The sequence below is a fragment of the uncultured Nocardioides sp. genome (assembly GCF_902805925.1).
GTDB lineage: Bacteria > Actinomycetota > Actinomycetes > Propionibacteriales > Nocardioidaceae > Nocardioides.
On sequence record NZ_CADCUP010000045.1, the window covers coordinates 1 to 18029 of the forward strand.

Here is an 18029-nt window from a genome sequence, read left to right on the forward strand (position 1 = left end):
GTTCAGCGGGACCGCACGTGCGTGTTTCCGTGGTGCACCCGCCCGGCTCGGTCCTGCGACCTCGACCACATCACCCCCTGGGAGACCGGCGGCCCGACGACCACCGACAACCTCGCCGCGCTCTGCCGGTCCCACCACCGGCTCAAGACCCACGGACGGTGGCGCTACCGGCGCACCGGCCCCGCGGCGTACACCTGGACCAGCCCACAGGGCCACACGTACCTGCGCGACGCCACCGGTACCGGGCCCGGTTGACCACCCCGCCCTGCACCCCGCCACCGGCGGGGCGATGGGCGCGCCCGGCGGCCGATCGCACGGGCTCATCCGCAGGCTCTAGCGACCAGTGCGACGAGCGCCCTCGCTGCCGCAGCCGGGCGGGCCCACCAGGGTCAGGGCTTCAGCGGGTCGTGCCCGATGTCCATCAGGCCGCGCCGCCACGCGTCGTCCCCGACGGCGGAGTCGAGCTCCTCGCCGCGCTCGGCGACGACCATCTCGACGACCTGGTCCATCGTCTCCACGTCGTCGGGGGTGCAGTCGGCGCGACGCTTGGCCAGGATGGACAGCACGCGGTGCCCGAGCGGGCTGCCGGCCTGGTCGGGGACCGTCTCGGTCTCCTCGCCGGCGCCCTCGACGGCGAGCCAGTCGCGCAGCTCGCGGGAGGTCATGTTGACGACCCGGTGGAAGTTCTCCCACAGCAGGTCGTCGACGATCGTCTCGGCCATCGTCTGTCTCCTCTTCGTTGGCGGGTCGGGCGCCTCGGTACCCCGTGGGCGGCATCGCATCGCTGCGACCGCCGCCGTCGGCCTGCGAGGATGCCCGGGTGTCCGCGCCGCACGAGCCCAGCCCGCCGCCGTCCCCTCCGGGAGACCGCCACGCGCCGGACGTCGTCGGGCGCCCGCCGGTGCCGGCCTCTCGGCCCGGCCCGCTCGACCGCGCCGGTGAGGCGGTCGTCGAGCGCAGCCGCGCGGTCGAGGCGGCGGTCCGGCTCGGGTGGCGGTGGGCGCGGGCGCAGTCCTCGAGTCTGTGGGGCGTGGTCGCCGCCCTTGCGGTGCTGCTGCTCTTCCTTTTCCTCGCGGGGCTGCTGGCCGAGTAGGCCGCACGCACCGCCCGACTGAGCCCGCGGACCTCCTCCTTCCGGGCCGGACCGCCTAGTCACTTGTGACCAGATCTGGGGGAGATCCGTGTCGATACCCTGAGATCGGGATCGTCCCGGCCGACCATGGAGGCATGTGGAACACGACCGAGCCCAGCGGGGCGACGAGCGCACGTAGCCTCTCCCACGACCGCCCCTGCCCGTCGTGCGGACACGCGATGCACTCCTACCTGCCCTGCTCCGACACCTGCAGCTGCACCCCGCAGCCCGCCCCGGGCCTGCCCGCGCGCTCGGCGTTCGCCACCGCCTGACGCGCCACCGCCTGACGCTCCTCGCCGAGCGCGACCTAGACTTGGCCACACCCCCTGCCGCTCCGGCCGGGGGTGTTCGTGCTGTGTCCCGTCGTGCTGTGTCCAGGCTGTGTCCTGAGCGAGAGTGAGCCCGTGAGTCCGAGTCCCGCCCTGGAGGCGCTGGTCCCCGTCGTGCTGGCCGATCCCGTGCTCGCCGAGTCGGTCACCGACGCCCGTGGCAGCAGCGTCTCGGCGCTGGACCTCACCGGTCCCGCGGCCCTGCGTCCCTTCGTCGTCCGCGGCCTGGTCGACGTCGACCGCGTGGTCCTCGTCGTCACCGCCACCACCCGCGAGGCCGAGGACCTGGTCGTCGAGCTGGGCGACCTCGTCGACCCGGCGACCATCGGCTACTACCCGAGCTGGGAGACGCTCCCGCACGAGCGGCTGAGCCCGCGCAGCGACACGGTCGGCCGTCGGCTCGCCGTGCTCCGCCGGCTCCGGCACCCCGGCACCGACCCGAGCAACGGCCCGCTGCAGGTCGTGGTGGCGCCGGTGCGCTCGATCCTCCAGCCGCAGGTGAAGGGCCTGGCCGACCTGGCGCCGGTCGAGCTCGTGCCGGGCCAGTCGGCGCCGCTCGAGGAGGTCGTGCAGGGCCTGGCCGACGCGGCGTACTCCCGTGTCGACCTGGTCGAGAAGCGCGGCGAGTTCGCGGTCCGCGGCGGCATCGTCGACGTGTTCCCGCCCACCGAGGAGCACCCGCTGCGCGTTGAGTTCTGGGGCGACGACGTCGAGGAGATCCGCGCGTTCTCCGTGGCCGACCAGCGCACCACCGAGGCCGTCGACCGCCTCTGGGCGCCGCCGTGCCGCGAGCTGCTGCTCACCGAGGAGGTACGGCGCCGCGCGGCCGACCTCGGCCGGAGCCACCCGCAGCTCCTCGAGCTCACCGACAAGCTGGCCGCCGGCATCGCGGTCGAGGGCATGGAGTCGCTCGCACCCGTGCTCGTCGACGAGATGGAGCTGCTCGTCGACCTGCTCCCCGAGGAGACCCACGTACTGGTGCTCGACCCCGAGCGCGTCCGCACCCGCGCGCACGACCTGGTGGCGACGAGCGAGGAGTTCCTGGGCGCCAGCTGGGCGGCCGCGGCCGGCGGCGGCACGGCCCCCATCGACCTGGGCGCGGCGTCGTACCGCTCGATCGCCGACGTGCGCGAGCACACGATCGGGCAGGCGAAGACCTGGTGGTCGATGAGCCCGTTCGGGCTCGGCGACACCGCCGAGCTCGCCGAGCTCGACGTCGACGTCCGCCTCGGCGCCGTGGAGTCCCGCACCATCAAGGCGCAGCCGGCGGAGAGCTACCGCGGCGACCTCGATCGCGCGGTCGCCGACGTCCGCGCCTGGCTCGGCGACGGCTACCGCGTGGTCGTCGTCCACCAGGGCCACGGACCGGCGCAGCGCATGGTGGAGGTCCTCGGCGAGCACGACGTCCCGGCCCGCCTGGCCGAGGACGGCCTGAGCACGCCCGGCGTCGTCACCGTCTCGACCGGCTGCCTGGCCCACGGCTTCGTCGACCCCGACCTGCGGCTCGCACTGCTCACCGGCGACGACCTGACCGGCCAGAAGGCCTCCACGCGCGACATGCGCAAGATGCCGGCGCGCCGCAAGAAGCAGATCGACCCCCTCGAGCTGACCGCCGGCGACTACGTCGTGCACGAGAAGCACGGCGTGGGCCGGTTCGTGGAGATGCGGCAGCGCGAGCTCCAGGGCGCGGTCCGGGAGTACCTCGTCCTCGAGTACGGCGCCAGCAAGCGTGGCGCACCGCCGGACCGTCTGTTCGTGCCGGCCGACACCCTGGACCAGGTGACCCGCTACGTCGGCGGCGAGGCGCCCAGCCTCGACCGCCTCGGCGGCGCCGACTGGTCCAAGCGCAAGGCACGCGCCCGCCGGGCGGTGCGCGAGATCGCGGCCGAGCTGATCAAGCTGTACGCCGCCCGGCAGGCCACCCACGGTCACGCCTTCGGTCCCGACACGCCGTGGCAGCGCGAGCTCGAGGACGCCTTCCCGTTCCACGAGACGCCCGACCAGCTCACCACGGTCGACGAGGTCAAGGCCGACATGCGGCGCACGGTGCCGATGGACCGGCTGATCTGCGGGGACGTCGGCTACGGCAAGACCGAGATCGCGGTGCGCGCGGCGTTCAAGGCGGTGCAGGACGGCAAGCAGGTGGCCGTGCTGGTGCCCACGACGCTGCTGGTCACCCAGCACCTCTCCACGTTCTCGGAGCGGATGGCGGGGTTCCCGGTGGTGCTCAAGGGGCTCAGCCGCTTCCAGACCGACAAGGAGGCCCGCGAGGTGGTCGCCGGGCTGGCCTCCGGCGAGGTCGACATCGTCGTCGGCACCCACCGGCTGCTCAGCCCCGAGATCAGGATGAAGGACCTCGGCCTGATCATCGTCGACGAGGAGCAGCGCTTCGGGGTCGAGCACAAGGAGCAGATGAAGCGGCTGCGCACCTCGGTCGACGTGCTGGCGATGAGCGCCACGCCGATCCCGCGGACCCTGGAGATGGCGGTCACCGGCATCCGCGAGATGTCGACGATCACCACGCCCCCCGAGGAGCGGCACCCGGTGCTGACCTACGTCGGTGCCTACGAGGACCGCCAGGTCACCGCCGCGGTCCGGCGCGAGCTCCTGCGCGACGGGCAGGTGTTCTACATCCACAACCGGGTGCAGAGCATCGAGAAGGCCGCGGCGAGGCTGCGCGAGCTCGTGCCCGAGGCCCGGGTGGCCACCGCGCACGGGCAGATGGGCGAGCACCAGCTCGAGCAGGTGATGCTCGACTTCTGGGAGAAGCGCTTCGACGTGCTGGTGTGCACCACGATCGTCGAGTCGGGCCTCGACGTCTCCAACGCCAACACCATGGTCATCGAGCGCTCCGACACCCTCGGCCTCTCGCAGCTGCACCAGCTCCGGGGCCGGGTCGGCCGGTCGCGGGAGCGCGCCTACGCCTACTTCCTCTACCCCGCCGAGAAGCCGCTCACCGAGACAGCGCACGAGCGGCTGGCGACCCTCGCCCAGCACTCCGACCTCGGCGGCGGCATGGCCATCGCCATGAAGGACCTCGAGATCCGCGGCGCCGGCAACCTGCTGGGCGGGGAGCAGTCGGGCCACATCGCCGATGTCGGCTTCGACCTCTACGTCCGGCTGGTGGGCGAGGCCGTGGCCCAGTTCCGCGGCGAGGAGGAGGAGGAGTCCACCGAGGTCCGCATCGAGCTGCCGGTCGACGCCCACCTGCCCCACGAGTACGTCCCCAGCGAGCGCCTGCGCCTGGAGATGTACAAGCGCCTCTCCGAGGCCCGCGGCGACGCCGACGTCGATGCGATCCGCGAGGAGCTCCTCGACCGGTACGGCGAGCCGCCCGAGGTGGTCGAGACGCTGCTGCTGGTCTCCCGGTTCCGGGCCAGGGCGCGCGACGCCGGGCTGCACGAGATCGGGCTGGCCGGCAAGAACATGCGCTTCGCGCCGGTCGACCTGCCCGACTCGCGCGTCGTACGCCTGCAGCGCCTCTACCCGCAGAGCAAGGTGCTCAGCCAGATGAGCGCCATGCTGGTCCCACGACCGCTCGGGTCGGCGACAGGCACCGGTCGAGCCCTGCTTGAATGGGCCCGTGGCGTGATCGACACCGTCCTCGACCCGCCCGCAGCAGCCCCGCCGGCACCGTCAGCCCAGCCGGCGCCGTCGTCATCGTCGAAGTCAGGGAGAAGCAGTTGAGCAGCCGTCGCCCCCTCGCCGTCGCCCTCGCCACCGTGTCCGCGGGCGCCGTGCTGTCCGGCTGTGCCGGCAGCGCCTCGCCCGGGGTCGCCGTCGACGTCGACGGCCAGACCATCTCCGTCGCCGAGGTCGACCGGGGCACCGCGGCGGTGTGCACGTCGGTCGAGCCCGACCTGCGCGGGGCCGGCAACACCGTGGCCCTGGGCAACGTGCGCCAGTTCGTGGTCACCCTGCTCGCCGCCTCCGAGCAGGCCCGACAGCTCGCCGACGAGTACGGCGTGAAGCCGGGCCCGGAGTTCTCCCGCCAGGTGTCGCAGCTGCGGCTGACGTCCCGGGCGTTCCCCGAGGAGGTGCGCGAGGACTACGTCGAGGTGATGTCGGCCGAGCCCCTGGTCACCTCCGTCGTGGACGCGGTCGGCCGCGCCTCGCTGGAGCAGGACGGCGTCGCCGACCCCACCGTGGAGGAGATCTCCCAGCGCGGGCAGGACCTCTTCCAGTCGTGGCCCGACCAGCACGCCATCGACGTCGACCCCCGCTACGGCCTGGCCATGGTCGACGGGCAGCTGCAGCCCGCCGACACCAACCTCTCGGTCGCCGTCGGCGACGTCGCGAAGTCGGCCTCGGCCACCGAGCCGGACCCGGTCTACGCGCGCACCCTGCCCGCCGGCCACCGCTGCGGCTGACGGCACCCGACCATGTCCGTGACCGCCTCCGGTGACTCGCTCGTCGAGCTCCTCGAGGTGATGCGGCGGCTCCGCAGCGACTGCGAGTGGAAGCGGTCGCAGACCCACCGCTCCCTGGCGCGCTACCTGCTCGAGGAGTCGCACGAGACCCTGGAGGCGATCGACGGCGGCGACCCCGAGCACCTCCGCGAGGAGCTCGGCGACCTGCTGCTCCAGGTCTACTTCCACGCCGTCATCGCCGAGGAGACCGGCGAGTTCACCATCGACGACGTCGCGGCCGGCATCACCGAGAAGATGCGGCGGCGCAACCCGCACGTCTTCGGCGACGCCCGCGAGGGCACGATGACCCCCGCGGAGGTCAACGAGCTCTGGGAGTCGGTCAAGGCGACCGAGAAGCATCGCGGGTCGGTCACCGACGGCCTCCCGCCCGGCCTGCCGGCGCTGCTCTACGCCGACAAGGTGGTCGACCGGCTGGGCCGGACCGGGGTCACCACGCAGGTCGACCCGGAGGAGCCCGACCTCGGCGAGCGCCTGCTGGCGCTGGTCGTGGAGGCCCACGACGACGGGGTCGACCCCGAGCAGGCCCTGCGCGACGCCGTACGCCGCCGGCTCGACTGAGCGCTACTACCAGCCGAAGGTGCCGGGCTCGCCCTTGAACGGCCCCACGACGGCGTCGGTGATCCAGCCGCCGTAGAACCCACCGGCCTGCGCCCGCACGACCTCGCCGTCGACGGTGCAGCGGTCGACGAGCCCGGGCATCACCGCCACGTGGTCGAGAAGGCCCTCGAACCCACGCGTCGGCGTGGGATAGGTCCAGCCCGCGCGCGGCGCGCTCCGCCCCTCGGCCACGAGGTCGAAGTACGACGCGGCGCCCTTCCACTCGCAGAAGGTCGAGCCCTCCACCGGCATGAGCACGCCGGCGAGGAAGTCCGCGGCCGGCAGGTAGTACGTCGGCGGGTGGCTCGTCTCCAGCACCCGGAGCGAGCGGCGGGTGCTGGCCACCGTGATGCCGCCGAGCACGACCTCGACCAGGGCGTCGCTGGGCACCAGGGCCGGCGGACGGGGGTAGTCCCAGACCGACTCCTGGCCGGGTCCGGGGCGGTCGGGACGGGCGCGCATGTCCTCAACGTACAAGCGGCTCCCACGGGCCCGGCCCCGCCCGGTCGGCCGGGTCCGGCATGGACGGGCACGCCGTGGCCGGCGCCGCTGCCGATAGGCTGCCGGACGCCCGTCCCGACACCCGATCGAACCTCCAGGAGCAGCCCGTGGCATCCATCGAAGCAGTCGGCGCACGCGAGATCCTCGACTCCCGGGGGAACCCCACCGTGGAGGTGGAGGTGCTCCTCGACGACGGCGCGTTCGGCCGGGCGGCAGTGCCCTCCGGCGCCTCGACCGGGGCCTTCGAGGCGGTCGAGCTGCGGGACGAGGGCGAGCGGTACGCCGGCAAGGGCGTGACCAGGGCCGTCGCCGGCGTGGTCGACACCATCGCCCCGGCGCTGGTCGGCATGGAGGCCGACGAGCAGCGCCTGGTCGACCAGGCGATGATCGACCTCGACGGCACCGCCAACAAGGCCAAGCTCGGCGCCAACGCCGTCCTCGGCGTCTCGCTGGCCGTGGCGAAGGCGGCGGCGGAGTCCGCCGGGCTGCCGCTCTTCCGCTACGTCGGCGGGCCGAACGCGCACGTCCTGCCCGTGCCGATGCTCAACATCCTCAACGGCGGCGCCCACGCCGACAGCAACGTCGACGTTCAGGAGTTCATGATCGCCCCCGTCGGTGCCGCCACCTTCGGCGAGGCGCTCCAGCAGGGTGCCGAGGTCTACCACTCGCTCAAGTCGGTGCTGAGGAAGCAGGGCCTCTCCACGGGCGTCGGCGACGAGGGCGGCTTCGCGCCCAACCTGCCGTCCAACCGCGACGCCCTGGACCTGATCTCCACCGCGGTCGAGGGTGCCGGGCTCACGGTCGGCCAGGACATCGTCTTCGCCCTCGACGTGGCCGCCTCGGAGTTCTTCGGGGACGGTGCCTACACCTTCGAGGGCAGGGCGAAGTCGTCGGCCGAGATGATCGACTACTACGCCGACCTCGTCGCGTCCTACCCGATCGTCTCCGTCGAGGACCCGCTCGACGAGGACGACTGGGACGGCTGGAGGACCATCACCGAGCGGCTCGGCGACCAGACGCAGCTCGTCGGCGACGACCTCTTCGTCACCAACGTCGAGCGGCTCCAGCGGGGCATCTCCGGTGGCCAGGCCAACGCGCTGCTGGTGAAGGTCAACCAGATCGGCTCGCTGACCGAGACCCTCGACTCCGTGGCCCTGGCCCAGCGCAGCGGCTTCACCTGCATGATGAGCCACCGCTCGGGCGAGACCGAGGACACCACGATCGCCGACCTGGCCGTCGCCACCAACTGCGGCCAGATCAAGTCCGGTGCGCCGGCTCGCTCCGACCGCGTGGCGAAGTACAACCAGCTCCTGCGCATCGAGGACACCCTCGGCGACGCGGCGCGCTACGCCGGGAGGGGCGCCTTCCCGCGATTCCAGGCAGAAATCGGTCATCCTTGACCTGACATGGCACAGCAACGACGTACGCCGCGCGGCGCTCCCGGCGGCAGCAGGCGGCCCGGGCCGCGTGAGCGCCCGCGCACCCGCTCGATCGCGCCCTCGGCCTCCGCGGCCCCGACGCCCGGCCGCCCGGCGGTCGCCGCGGCCACCGGCCGGCGGCGGCCCCGCCTGACCGGGCGGGCGATCGTGCTGGTGCTCGTGCTCGCGGTGCTCGCGGTGTCCTACGCCTCCTCCATGCGCGCCTACCTGCAGCAGCGGGCTCACATCAGCGAGCTCAAGACCGCGATCGCCGAGCGGGAGGCCAGCATCAACGACCTCGAGAGCGAGAAGCGGCGCTGGCAGGACCCGGCGTACGTCGAGGCGCAGGCGCGCGCCCACTTCGGCTACCTGATGCCGGGGGAGACCGGGTTCGTCGTGCTGGACGCCCGCGGCCGGCCGCTGGAGGCGGGGGCCGAGCTGAGCGACCCCGACGAGGTCGTGAAGACCGAGCCCACGGCCTGGTGGGACGACGCGTGGGCCTCGGTCGAGCTCGCCGGGCACCCGCCGGTAGCCACCGAGGGTCCGGCCGACAAGATCGGCGGACGCCAGTGAGCGTCCGATGATCGAGGCAGCCGACGAGGCGACGGTCGAGGCCCAGCTGGGCCGGGCGCCGCGGGCCATCCACGAGGTGGGCCACCGCTGCCCGTGCGGCAACCCCGACGTGATCACGACCGAGCCGCGGCTGCCCGGCGGCACGCCGTTCCCGACGACGTACTACCTGACCTGCCCACGAGCGGCCTCGCGCATCGGCACCCTCGAGGGCACCGGCACGATGAGGGAGATGCAGGCGCGACTGGGCGAGGACGCCGAGCTCGCGGCGGCCTACCGTGCGGCGCACGAGCGCTACCTCGCGGCCCGTGGCGAGATCGCGCGGGAGACCGGGCAGGAGGTGCCGGAGATCGAGGGCATCTCCGCGGGCGGCATGCCCGACCGGGTCAAGTGCCTGCACGTGCTGGCCGGGCAGTCGCTGGCCCAGGGCCGCGGCGTCAACCCGCTCGGCGACGAGGTGCTCGACCTGCTCGGCGCGTGGTGGGCCGAGGGCCCGTGCGTGTCTGCGGACCGATGATCGCGGCCATCGACTGCGGCACCAACACCATCAAGCTGCTCGTCGGCGACCTGCCCGGCGTCGCGGTCCGCGAGACGCGGATGGTGCGGCTGGGCCAGGGTGTGGACGCGACCGGCCGGCTCGCCGACGAGGCACTGGCGCGGGCCTTCGCCGCGCTCGACGAGTACGCCGCCATCCTCGCCGCGCACGACGTGACCCGGCTCCGGTTCTGTGCCACCTCCGCCACCCGCGACAGTGCGAACGCGCAGGTCTTCGCCGACGGCGTGCACGCCCGGCTCGGCGTGTGGCCCGAGGTGCTCTCCGGCGACGAGGAGGCGGCGCTGTCGTTCGACGGCGCGGTGCGCAACCTCCGCACGCCGGTGACCGGCCGGGTGCTGGTCGTCGACATCGGCGGCGGGTCGACCGAGCTCGTGCTCGGCACCACGACCCCGGAGGCCGCCCACTCGATGGACGTCGGCTCGGTGCGGCTGCACGAGCGCCGCCTGCGCTCCGACCCGCCCGGCCCCGCCGAGGTCGTCGCGTGCGTGGGCGACATCGACGCCGCGCTGGACGCCGCGCACGCGGCGGGCGTCGACCTCGGGTCCGCCGACGCGGTCGTCGGGGTCGCCGGCACCGTCACCTCGGTCGCGGCCGGCGTGCTCGACCTGCCGGCGTACTCCGCGGAGGCGATCGACCAGGCCGTGCTGCCCGTCGAGGAGGTGCACGCGCTCGTCGAGCGGCTGGTCGCGATGACCGTGGCCGAGCGGCTGGCGCTGCCGTGGATGCACCCGGGCCGCGCGGACGTCATCGACGCCGGGGCGCTGGTGCTGTCACGGGTGCTGCGGCGCACGCGCGTGGACTCCCTGGTGGCCTCCGAGGCCGACATCCTCGACGGGATCGCCTGGTCGGTCAGCGGGCCATGATCGTCGACCTGCCGCACCCGCTCACCGGGCAGCCGTTCCCCTCCCCGGTTCCTGCCGGCACCGGCTGGCCGGGCGACCCGGCGGCCCCGGGCACCCCGGTGGCGCGGACGGCCGGCGGCGTACGGCGCCTGGCGGCGACCCGCGACCTCGACACCCTCACCGCCCGGGTCAGCGTCTGCTCGGCCTGCCCCCGCCTGGTGCGGTGGCGCGAGGGCGTGGCGCGCACCAAGCGGGCGTCGTTCGCCGCGCAGCCCTACTGGGGACGGCCGATCGCCGGATGGGGCCAGGCGGAGCCGCACGTGCTCGTGGTCGGCCTGGCGCCGGCGGCCAACGGCGGCAACCGCACCGGGAGGGTCTTCACCGGCGACAGCAGCGGCGACTGGCTCTTCGCCGGCCTGCACCGGGCCGGCCTGGCGACGCAGGCGACCAGCGTGCACGCGGGTGACGGCCAGCAGCTCGTCGGGACCCGCATGGTCGCGACCGTGCGGTGCGCCCCGCCCGAGAACATGCCGACCCCCGAGGAGCGCGACACGTGCGCGCCGTGGATCAACCGCGAGGTGGAGATGCTGGCGCCGAGCCTGCGCGTCGTCGTGGCGCTGGGCGGCTACGGCTGGGACGGCGCCCTGCGCGCGCTCGCCGGTGCCGGCCTCGAGGTGCCGCGGCCCAAGCCGCGGTTCGGCCACGGCGCCGAGGTGGCGATCGGGCACGTGACGCTCCTGGGCTGCTACCACCCGAGCCAGCAGAACACCTTCACCGGCCGCCTGACGCCGCAGATGCTCGACGACGTGCTGGGCCGCGCCGCGACGTACCTATAGTCGCAGCGGACGGCAGCATCGCCCCGGTATCCCAACCGGCAGAGGAGGCGGTCTTAAAAACCGCTCAGTGTGGGTTCGAACCCCACCCGGGGCACCCCCTGCGACGCCCGGGAAACACACAGGCTCCCCTCAGGCACCAGGGGAACACCGACCCACCGTCATGCGTTGGAACCGGTGAGTCCACATAGAGTGGGCCCAGCAGTCGTCACCGCGACGGCTTACCGCACGTCGGCCTCCAAGGAGGAGACCATGAAGAGCAACAACCCGGTGTTCGCGCGCAGCGAGGAGTTCAACCGCGCCGGCACGAACGCCTACGGCAACCAGACCTACCCCGGCGGCGGGATCATCGGGGGCGGCTCCGACCCCAGCAGCTGGGGCACCGGCACGCCCACCGACCAGCGGTCCGCCGGCCGGATGAGCATCGACTCCGTCGTGCAGGCCACCGGGATCTCGGTGCTGCTGGTGATGGTGACCGCGGCCATCACGTGGTGGTTCATCGGCGACGTCGTCGCCAACGGCGTCGTCGACGAGGGCAACTACCAGCAGGCGATCGCCCTGATGACGGTCGGCTCGCTGACGGCCTTCGGCCTGTCGCTGGTCAACTCGTTCAAGCGCGTCATCAGCCCGGCCCTGGTCATCGCGTTCGCGGCGGTCGAGGGCGTGGCGCTCGGCGCCCTGAGCAAGTTCTTCGACGCCCAGTTCGGCTCCGGTGTCGTCACGGGCGCCGTGATCGGCACCTTCGCCGCCTTCGCCGGCACGCTCGCCGCCTACAAGTTCTTCGACATCAAGGTCGGGCAGAAGTTCCGCGTGTTCGTCGTGGCCGCGATGTTCGGCATGGTCGGCCTGGGCCTGCTGTCGTTCGTGCTGAGCCTGTTCGGCGTGACCACCGGCCTGTTCGGCTTCGGCACCCTCGGCCTGATCACCGCGGTGGTGGGCCTGGTGCTCGGTGTGTTCATGCTGATCCTCGACTTCGACTTCGTGGAGCAGGGCGTCGCTGCCGGCCTCCCGGAGCGCGAGTCGTGGCGGGCGGCCTTCGGCCTCACCGTCAGCCTGGTCTGGATCTACACCAACCTGCTGCGCATCCTCGCGATCTTCCAGCAGGACTGAGCCACCGGCTCCGACACCGGCCCGTCTCCCCTCGGGGAGGCGGGCCGGTGGCATGTCGTCAGCGGTCAGGTGGCGGCGTCGAGCGCCACGGACGCCTCGACCTGCTCGGGCGAGGTCGTCTCCGCCGCCGGCTGCCGGCGCCGGTAGCGCAGCTGGACCCAGCGGCCGCGCAGGCCGCGCTGGGCGCCGCCGACCTCCGTGCCGTCGAGCTCGGTGCCGGGGTTGCGAGCGGCCCGGACGGCCGCGGCCGCGACGGGCATCACGCGCTCGCCGCGCTGCGTGTCGGGCCTCGCCGTCTCCTCGGGTCCCAGGCCGAGGGCGGCCACGGTGGAGGGGATGAGCACGCCGGCCAGCGAGCGGTAGCCGTCGGCGGAGGGGTGGAACTGGTCGGGGCCGAAGAGGAGGGCGGGCGCCGCGGCGAACTCGGGGCCGAGCACGGAGGCCAGGGAGACGGTGCGGCCGCCGGCGTCGACCACCGAGATGGCCTGGGCGGCCGCGAGGCGGCGTGACCACTCGCGGGCGACCTGCTTGAGCGGCGGGGCGATGGGCCGGATGGTGCCCAGGTCGGGGCAGGTGCCCACCAGCACGGCGGTGCCCGCCTCGCGGAGCCGGCGCACGGCCTCGCTGAGGTAGCGCACCGACTGCGAGGGCAGCAGCCTCGCGGTCACGTCGTTGGCGCCGATGAGGATCACCGCGACCGCGGCGCCCATCGGCAGCACCCGGTCGACCTGCTCCTCGAGCTGGGACGACTTCGCACCCACGACGGCGACGTCGCGCAGGTAGACGCGGCGGTCGGCCGCGGCCGCGACCCCGGAGGCGAGGTGCGCGCCGGGGGTGTCCTCGACCCGGTCGACGCCGTAGCCGGCCGCACTGGAGTCACCGATCAGGGCGATCTTGATGGCCGGTCCGGGGCGACCGCGGCCGTACCACCCGGTGGAGTCCGGCGGCTGGCGGTCGAGGCGGCCGATGGCCTTCCGGGCGATCCTGGCCTCGGCCGTCAGGAGACCGTAGAGGCCGGCGCCGAGCACGGAGAGGCCACCGCCGCCGTACGCCGCGGCGGAGGCGAGCTTGCGCGCTGCCGCTGTCTTCCCCACGACACCACTGTATTCAACGCCCGGGGACTCCTCAGCGACAACGCCCCCGATGCCACCTCAGGGACGGGCGAGGAAGGCCAGGAGGTCCTGGCGGGTGACCACGCCGACCGGCTTGCCGTCCTCGTGGACCAGCAGGGCGTCGGCCCCCTCCAGCTCGGCGACGGCGTCGTGTGCGGGCACGGTGGAGCCGATGCTCGGCAGGGCGGGGGACATGTGCTCCTCGACCCGGTCGGCCAGCCGGGCATGGCCGGTGAAGAGGGCGTCGAGCAGGGTGCGCTCGGAGACCGAGCCGGCGACCTCGGCGGCCACGATCGGCGGCTCGGCGCGCACGACCGGCATCTGCGAGACGCCGTACTCCTGGAGGATCGAGACCGCCTGGGCGATGGTCTCGCCGGGGTGGGTGTGCACCAGGTCGGGCAGCCGGCCCGACTTGCCGCGCAGCACCTCGCCGACGGTCTTCTCGTCGGTGTCCTCGCCGACCGCGAAGCCGTAGCGGCCCAGCCACTCGTCGTTGAAGATCTTGGCGAGGTAGCCGCGGCCCGAGTCGGGCAGCAGCACCACGATCACCGCACCCTCGCCCTCGGGGGTGCCGGCGAGCTCGGTGGCGAGCCTCTTGGCCGCGAAGGCGGCCATGCCCGCGGAGCCGCCGACGAGCAGCGCCTCCTCGCGCGCCAGGCGACGGGTGAAGGCGAAGGAGTCGGCGTCGGACACCTCGATGACGCGGTCGGCGACCCCTGCGTCGTACGTCGCGGGCCAGAAGTCCTCGCCCACGCCCTCGACGAGGTACGGCCGGCCGGTGCCGCCGCTGTAGACCGAGCCGGCCGGGTCGGCGCCGACGACCCGGATGTCGGGATTCTGCTCCTTGAGGTAGCGACCGACCCCGCTGATCGTGCCGCCGGTGCCCATGCCGGTGACGAAGTGCGTGATCCGGCCCTCGGTCTGCGCCCAGATCTCCGGCCCGGTGGTCTCGTAGTGGGAGCGGGGGTTGTGCGGGTTGGAGTACTGGTCGGGCTTCCAGGCGCCGGGCTGCCGGGAGAGCCGGTCGGAGACGTTGTAGTAGGAGGAGGGGTCCTCCGGGGCCACGGCGGTCGGGCAGACCACGACCTCGGCGCCGTAGGCCTTGAGGACGTTGCGCTTGTCCTCGCTCACCTTGTCGGGGCACACGAACACGCACTTGTAGCCGCGCTTCTGCGCCACGATGGCCAGCCCCACCCCGGTGTTGCCGGAGGTCGGCTCGACGATGGTGCCGCCGGGCTGCAGCTCGCCGGAGGCCTCGGCGGCGTCGATCATCCGCTCGGCGATGCGGTCCTTCACCGAGCCGCCCGGGTTGAGCTGCTCGAGCTTGGCGAGGACCAGCGGACCGGTCTCCTCACCCCGAGGGGTCGCGGGGTCGACCTGGAGCTCGGGGCCCAGCGAGGTGGACAGCCGGAGCAGCGGGGTGTTGCCGATCAGGTCCAGGAGCGAGGTCGCGTACTTCACGCGGCCCAACCTAGTGCCGCCCCGGTCGGGCGGCGACATTCACGCGGGCGGGTGCAGGAGGGCCGCCAGCTCCTCGACGCCGTCGACGAGCCGGGTGCCCGGACGCGCCCACGAGGCGTTCGCGTCGACCGCGTGCACGGGTACGCCGGCCGGCAGGGCACGGGAGGCGACCAGCTCGTCGGCCAGCGCCTGCGCCCCCGGCAGGTCGTAGCCGCACGGGGCCACGACCACGACGTCGGGCGTGCTCGCGTGGACGGCCTCCCAGGAGACGCGCACGGACTTCTCGCCGGCCGCGCCGAGCACCGGCAGGCCGCCGGCCATCTCGACCATCTCCGGGATCCAGTGCCCCGGCGCGAAGGGCGGGTCGGTCCACTCGAGCAGCAGGACGCGGGGGCGGGGCCGGCCGGCCACGCGCCGTACGACGGCGTCGCGGCGGGCCTCGACCTCGGACACCAGGGCGTCGGCCGCGAGGCGGTGGCCGGTGGCGTCGCCGAGCGTGCGGATCGACGCCAGCACGTCGGCGAAGGTGTGCGGGTCGATGGTGAGCACCGCAGCGGTGCAGCCGAGGTGGGCCAGCGCGTCGTCGACGACGGAGACGTCGACCGCGCAGACCGCGCAGAGGTCCTGGGTCACCACCAGGTCGGCGTCCAGGCCGGCGAGGGCACCCTCGTCGAGGTGGTAGAGGTCGTCCCCGCGGGCCATCGCGGCGGCGACGAAGTCGTCGATCTCGCGCGGGGTGAGCCCCTCCGGCATCGCGCTGGTCGACACGATGGTGCGGCTGCGCGCCACCTCGGGGAAGTCGCACTCGAAGGTCACGCCGACGACGTCGTCCCCCGCGCCGATGGCGAAGAGGATCTCGGTGGTGGACGGCAGCAGGGACACGATGCGGGGCACGCCCGCGACTCTGGCAGCATCGGGGGCCGGCACACAAACAGCCGGCACACCGCCGGATCGGGACGAGAGGGGCGGCGTGGGCGACATCGGCCTCGACGTCGTCGCGTTCCTGGTGCTCGCCGGTCTCGCCGCGGGGTTCGTCGACGCCGTGGTCGGCGGCGGCGGGCTCATCCAGCTGCCGGCGCTGCTGCTCGGGCTGCCGAACGCCGCCCCGGTGCAGGTGCTGGCGACCAACAAGCTGGCCTCCATCTGCGGCACCACGATGGCCTCGGCGACCTACTACCGGCGCGTGCGTCCCGATCCGCGCACCTTCCTCCCGCTGATGCTCCTGGCCTTCGTCGGCTCGGCGGGCGGGGCGTTCGTCGCCTCGCAGATCCCCCGGGCGGCGTTCGACCCGCTGGTCCTGGTGGCGCTGGTCGTCGTGGGCGCCTACGTGGTCTTCAAGCCGTCGCTGGGCGGGGACACCGCCCTGCGCTTCGCCGGCCACCACCACACGTTCGCGGCGATGGGCACCGGACTGGTCGTCGGCTTCTACGACGGCGCCCTGGGTCCCGGCACCGGCTCCTTCTTCGTCTTCACCCTCGTCGGGCTGCTCGGCTACAGCTTCCTGGAGGCCTCCGCCAAGGCCCGGCTGGCCAACTGGGCCACCAACCTCGCCGCGCTCTGCGTGTTCGTGCCGCAGGGCGCCGTGCTGTGGGGCGTGGGCCTCGCGGTCGGGCTGGCCAACCTGCTCGGCGCCTACCTCGGCGCCCGCATCGCGGTCTCCCGTGGTGCCGGCTTCGTGCGGGTGTTCTTCATCGTCGTGGTGTCGGCCTTCATCGTGCGGATCGGCGGAGCGGTGCTGGGGCTGTGGTGACGGCGGCATGTCAGCCGGTGAGACAGCAGCGCGTGCCGGCGCACCGGCGTCCCGGGCCGGAGAGCTGGTCGGGTACACAGTTCCCGTGAGACCCGATCTCGTCTACCTCGTCGCCGGAGCGAGCCTGCTCCTCGCGATCGTCCTGCCCGAGCTGCTGTCACGCTGGGCGATCTCGGCACCGATGGTGCTGGTCGGGGTCGGCATGCTGATCGGCCTCACCCCGCTCCCCGACGGCATGCCCTTGGACCCCCAGGAGAACCGGGCGGCGATCGAGCACGTGACGGAGCTGGTGGTGATCGTCGCGCTGATGGGCGTGGGGCTGGCCCTGGACCGGCCGCTGGAGGTCAGGTCGCGCGCGAGCTGGCGGCGCTGGACGGCCACCTGGCGGCTGCTGCTGATCGGCATGCCACTGACCATCGGGGCTGTCGCCCTGCTGGGCTGGTGGGCCGGCCTGGCGCCGGCGGCCGCGATCGTGCTGGGTGCGGCGCTCGCGCCGACCGACCCGGTGCTCGCCTCCGACGTCCAGGTCGCGGGGCCGCAGACGGGGGAGCACGAGGTCGACGAGACCGACGAGCTCCGCTTCACCCTCACCTCCGAGGCCGGCCTCAACGACGGCCTGGCCTTCCCCTTCGTGTACGTCGCCGTCCTCGTCGCGACCGAGGGCGCGGTGTCGCACTGGGGACTGAAGTGGGTCGGCTTCTACCTGGTCTTCAAGGTGCTGGCCGGGATCGTGGCCGGCATCGTCGTGGGCCGGGTGCTCGCCTCCCTCGCCTTCCGCTCCCGCAGCCGCTCCCTGCGGGTGGCCGAGCGCGGCGAGTCGCTGCTGGCCCTGGCGGCGCTGGTCGCGTCGTACGGCGTCGGCGAGGTGATCGGCGGGTACGGCTTCCTGGCGGTGTTCGCCTGCGCCATGACGTTCCGGTCCGCGGAGCGGTCGCACGACTACCACGTCGCCATGCACGAGGTGGCCGAGCGGCTCGAGCGCCTGCTCACCCTGTTCGTGCTGCTGGTGCTGGGCATCGGCCTCACCCGCGGCCTCTTCGACGCCCTGGACTGGCGCGGTGCCGCCCTCGGCCTCGCCCTGATCTTCCTCGTGCGCCCGGCCGCGGGCATCCTCGCGCTGAGGATCGGCACGCGGAAGCCTGCGGACGCCACCGGGCTCACCTCGCAGCAGCGCTGGGCGGCCGCCTTCTTCGGCGTGCGCGGCGTGGGGTCGATCTACTACCTCGCCTACGCCGCCGGCGAGGCGCCCGAGCTGGGGGCCGACTGGCTGTGGTCGACCCTCTCGTTCACGATCATCGCCTCGGTGCTCGTGCACGGTGCCCTGGCGACGCCGGTGATGGCACGCCTCGACCCCGATCGCGGCGCCTCCTGAGTCACCGCTGATCGAC

19 protein-coding genes and 1 tRNA gene are annotated in these 18029 nt (G+C 73.5%); 15 read left to right on the forward strand and 5 right to left on the reverse strand.

Translation table 11 applies throughout. The features are described 5' to 3' along the window. Positions 1-255, forward strand: a 255-nt coding sequence (locus QZX64_RS03100) for an HNH endonuclease signature motif containing protein (RefSeq protein ID WP_295656882.1), incomplete at its 5' end; no start/stop codon positions are given. Positions 256-389: 134 nt separating this feature from the next. Here QZX64_RS03100 and QZX64_RS03105 read toward each other — a convergent pair. Continuing rightward, positions 390-722 carry a DUF3140 domain-containing protein gene (locus QZX64_RS03105; RefSeq protein ID WP_295656884.1) on the reverse strand — a complete coding sequence of 111 codons (333 nt, stop codon included), beginning with the start codon at positions 720-722 and terminating at the stop codon, positions 390-392. Between the two features lie 98 nt (positions 723-820). Between QZX64_RS03105 and QZX64_RS03110 the strand changes: the two genes are divergently transcribed. From QZX64_RS03110 to QZX64_RS03130, 5 genes are all read left to right on the forward strand, one after another. Then, positions 821-1093, forward strand: coding sequence for a hypothetical protein (locus QZX64_RS03110; RefSeq protein ID WP_295656886.1), 273 nt, complete (start codon positions 821-823; stop codon positions 1091-1093). 134 nt (positions 1094-1227) lie between these two features. Continuing rightward, positions 1228-1404, forward strand: coding sequence for a hypothetical protein (locus QZX64_RS03115; protein WP_295656888.1), 177 nt, complete (start codon positions 1228-1230; stop codon positions 1402-1404). A 132-nt stretch (positions 1405-1536) separates the two neighbouring features. Next, positions 1537-5148, forward strand: coding sequence for a transcription-repair coupling factor (gene mfd / locus QZX64_RS03120; RefSeq protein WP_295656889.1), 3612 nt, complete (start codon positions 1537-1539; stop codon positions 5146-5148). After that, positions 5145-5831: a hypothetical protein gene (locus QZX64_RS03125; protein ID WP_295656890.1), complete on the forward strand. Its 687-nt coding sequence runs from the start codon at positions 5145-5147 to the stop codon at positions 5829-5831. The genes mfd and QZX64_RS03125 overlap by 4 nt, the downstream gene beginning before the upstream one ends. A gap of 12 nt (positions 5832-5843) precedes the next feature. Continuing rightward, positions 5844-6449: a MazG family protein gene (locus QZX64_RS03130; protein WP_295656891.1), complete on the forward strand. Its 606-nt coding sequence runs from the start codon at positions 5844-5846 to the stop codon at positions 6447-6449. Between the two features lie 6 nt (positions 6450-6455). Here QZX64_RS03130 and QZX64_RS03135 read toward each other — a convergent pair whose 3' ends face one another. After that, entirely contained in the window at positions 6456-6950 is a 495-nt protein-coding gene (locus QZX64_RS03135; protein WP_295656892.1) for a DUF427 domain-containing protein, read from the reverse strand. 146 nt (positions 6951-7096) lie between these two features. Between QZX64_RS03135 and eno the strand changes: the two genes are divergently transcribed. The 7 genes from eno (at position 7097) to QZX64_RS03170 (ending at position 12318) form a co-directional block, all read left to right on the forward strand. Next, a complete protein-coding gene (gene eno / locus QZX64_RS03140) occupies positions 7097-8389 on the forward strand; it encodes a phosphopyruvate hydratase (protein ID WP_295656894.1) in 1293 nt (430 codons plus the stop codon). A 6-nt stretch (positions 8390-8395) separates the two neighbouring features. After that, on the forward strand, positions 8396-8980 hold the full coding sequence (locus tag QZX64_RS03145; protein WP_295656896.1) for a septum formation initiator family protein: 585 nt from the start codon (positions 8396-8398) through the stop codon (positions 8978-8980). A 7-nt stretch (positions 8981-8987) separates the two neighbouring features. Further along, on the forward strand, positions 8988-9494 hold the full coding sequence (locus tag QZX64_RS03150) for a DUF501 domain-containing protein (protein WP_295656897.1): 507 nt from the start codon (positions 8988-8990) through the stop codon (positions 9492-9494). Then, positions 9491-10396 carry an exopolyphosphatase gene (locus QZX64_RS03155; RefSeq protein ID WP_295656899.1) on the forward strand — a complete coding sequence of 302 codons (906 nt, stop codon included), beginning with the start codon at positions 9491-9493 and terminating at the stop codon, positions 10394-10396. Before QZX64_RS03150 ends, QZX64_RS03155 begins: the two co-directional genes overlap by 4 nt. Further along, positions 10393-11211 carry a uracil-DNA glycosylase gene (locus tag QZX64_RS03160; protein WP_295656901.1) on the forward strand — a complete coding sequence of 273 codons (819 nt, stop codon included), beginning with the start codon at positions 10393-10395 and terminating at the stop codon, positions 11209-11211. Before QZX64_RS03155 ends, QZX64_RS03160 begins: the two co-directional genes overlap by 4 nt. A 20-nt stretch (positions 11212-11231) precedes the next feature. Beyond that, a tRNA-Leu gene (locus tag QZX64_RS03165) sits at positions 11232-11305 on the forward strand. A gap of 155 nt (positions 11306-11460) precedes the next feature. Next, the gene (locus tag QZX64_RS03170) at positions 11461-12318 is read left to right on the forward strand and encodes a Bax inhibitor-1/YccA family protein (RefSeq protein ID WP_295656903.1); all 858 of its coding nucleotides are present in this window, start codon (positions 11461-11463) and stop codon (positions 12316-12318) included. Between the two features lie 65 nt (positions 12319-12383). Here the strand turns inward: QZX64_RS03170 and QZX64_RS03175 are convergent, their stop codons facing one another. Genes QZX64_RS03175 through QZX64_RS03185 form a run of 3 tightly spaced genes read right to left on the reverse strand, consistent with a single transcriptional unit; the run spans position 12384 to position 15785 of the window. Further along, positions 12384-13412, reverse strand: coding sequence for an SGNH/GDSL hydrolase family protein (locus QZX64_RS03175; RefSeq protein ID WP_295656905.1), 1029 nt, complete (start codon positions 13410-13412; stop codon positions 12384-12386). A 57-nt stretch (positions 13413-13469) separates the two neighbouring features. Beyond that, a complete protein-coding gene (locus QZX64_RS03180; RefSeq protein WP_295656907.1) occupies positions 13470-14891 on the reverse strand; it encodes a cystathionine beta-synthase in 1422 nt (473 codons plus the stop codon). 39 nt (positions 14892-14930) lie between these two features. Continuing rightward, on the reverse strand, positions 14931-15785 hold the full coding sequence (locus QZX64_RS03185) for an ABC transporter substrate-binding protein (protein ID WP_295656908.1): 855 nt from the start codon (positions 15783-15785) through the stop codon (positions 14931-14933). Between the two features lie 76 nt (positions 15786-15861). Between QZX64_RS03185 and QZX64_RS03190 the strand changes: the two genes are divergently transcribed. Further along, positions 15862-16641: a TSUP family transporter gene (locus QZX64_RS03190; protein ID WP_295656909.1), complete on the forward strand. Its 780-nt coding sequence runs from the start codon at positions 15862-15864 to the stop codon at positions 16639-16641. An 85-nt stretch (positions 16642-16726) separates the two neighbouring features. After that, the gene (locus QZX64_RS03195; RefSeq protein ID WP_295656910.1) at positions 16727-18013 is read left to right on the forward strand and encodes a sodium:proton antiporter; all 1287 of its coding nucleotides are present in this window, start codon (positions 16727-16729) and stop codon (positions 18011-18013) included. Positions 18014-18029: the final 16 nt, after the last annotated feature.

What these genes read in the sequence shown, in the direction of transcription:
- QZX64_RS03105 (WP_295656884.1), bottom strand. Translation starts at nt 722, where the DNA reads ATGGCCGAGACGATCGTCGACGACCTGCTGTGGGAGAACTTCCACCGG.
- QZX64_RS03115 (WP_295656888.1), top strand. Translation starts at nt 1,228, where the DNA reads ATGTGGAACACGACCGAGCCCAGCGGGGCGACGAGCGCACGTAGCCTC.
- QZX64_RS03130 (WP_295656891.1), top strand. Translation starts at nt 5,844, where the DNA reads ATGTCCGTGACCGCCTCCGGTGACTCGCTCGTCGAGCTCCTCGAGGTG.
- QZX64_RS03135 (WP_295656892.1), bottom strand. Translation starts at nt 6,950, where the DNA reads ATGCGCGCCCGTCCCGACCGCCCCGGACCCGGCCAGGAGTCGGTCTGG.
- QZX64_RS03145 (WP_295656896.1), top strand. Translation starts at nt 8,396, where the DNA reads ATGGCACAGCAACGACGTACGCCGCGCGGCGCTCCCGGCGGCAGCAGG.
- QZX64_RS03150 (WP_295656897.1), top strand. Translation starts at nt 8,988, where the DNA reads ATGATCGAGGCAGCCGACGAGGCGACGGTCGAGGCCCAGCTGGGCCGG.
- QZX64_RS03155 (WP_295656899.1), top strand. Translation starts at nt 9,491, where the DNA reads ATGATCGCGGCCATCGACTGCGGCACCAACACCATCAAGCTGCTCGTC.
- QZX64_RS03160 (WP_295656901.1), top strand. Translation starts at nt 10,393, where the DNA reads ATGATCGTCGACCTGCCGCACCCGCTCACCGGGCAGCCGTTCCCCTCC.
- QZX64_RS03170 (WP_295656903.1), top strand. Translation starts at nt 11,461, where the DNA reads ATGAAGAGCAACAACCCGGTGTTCGCGCGCAGCGAGGAGTTCAACCGC.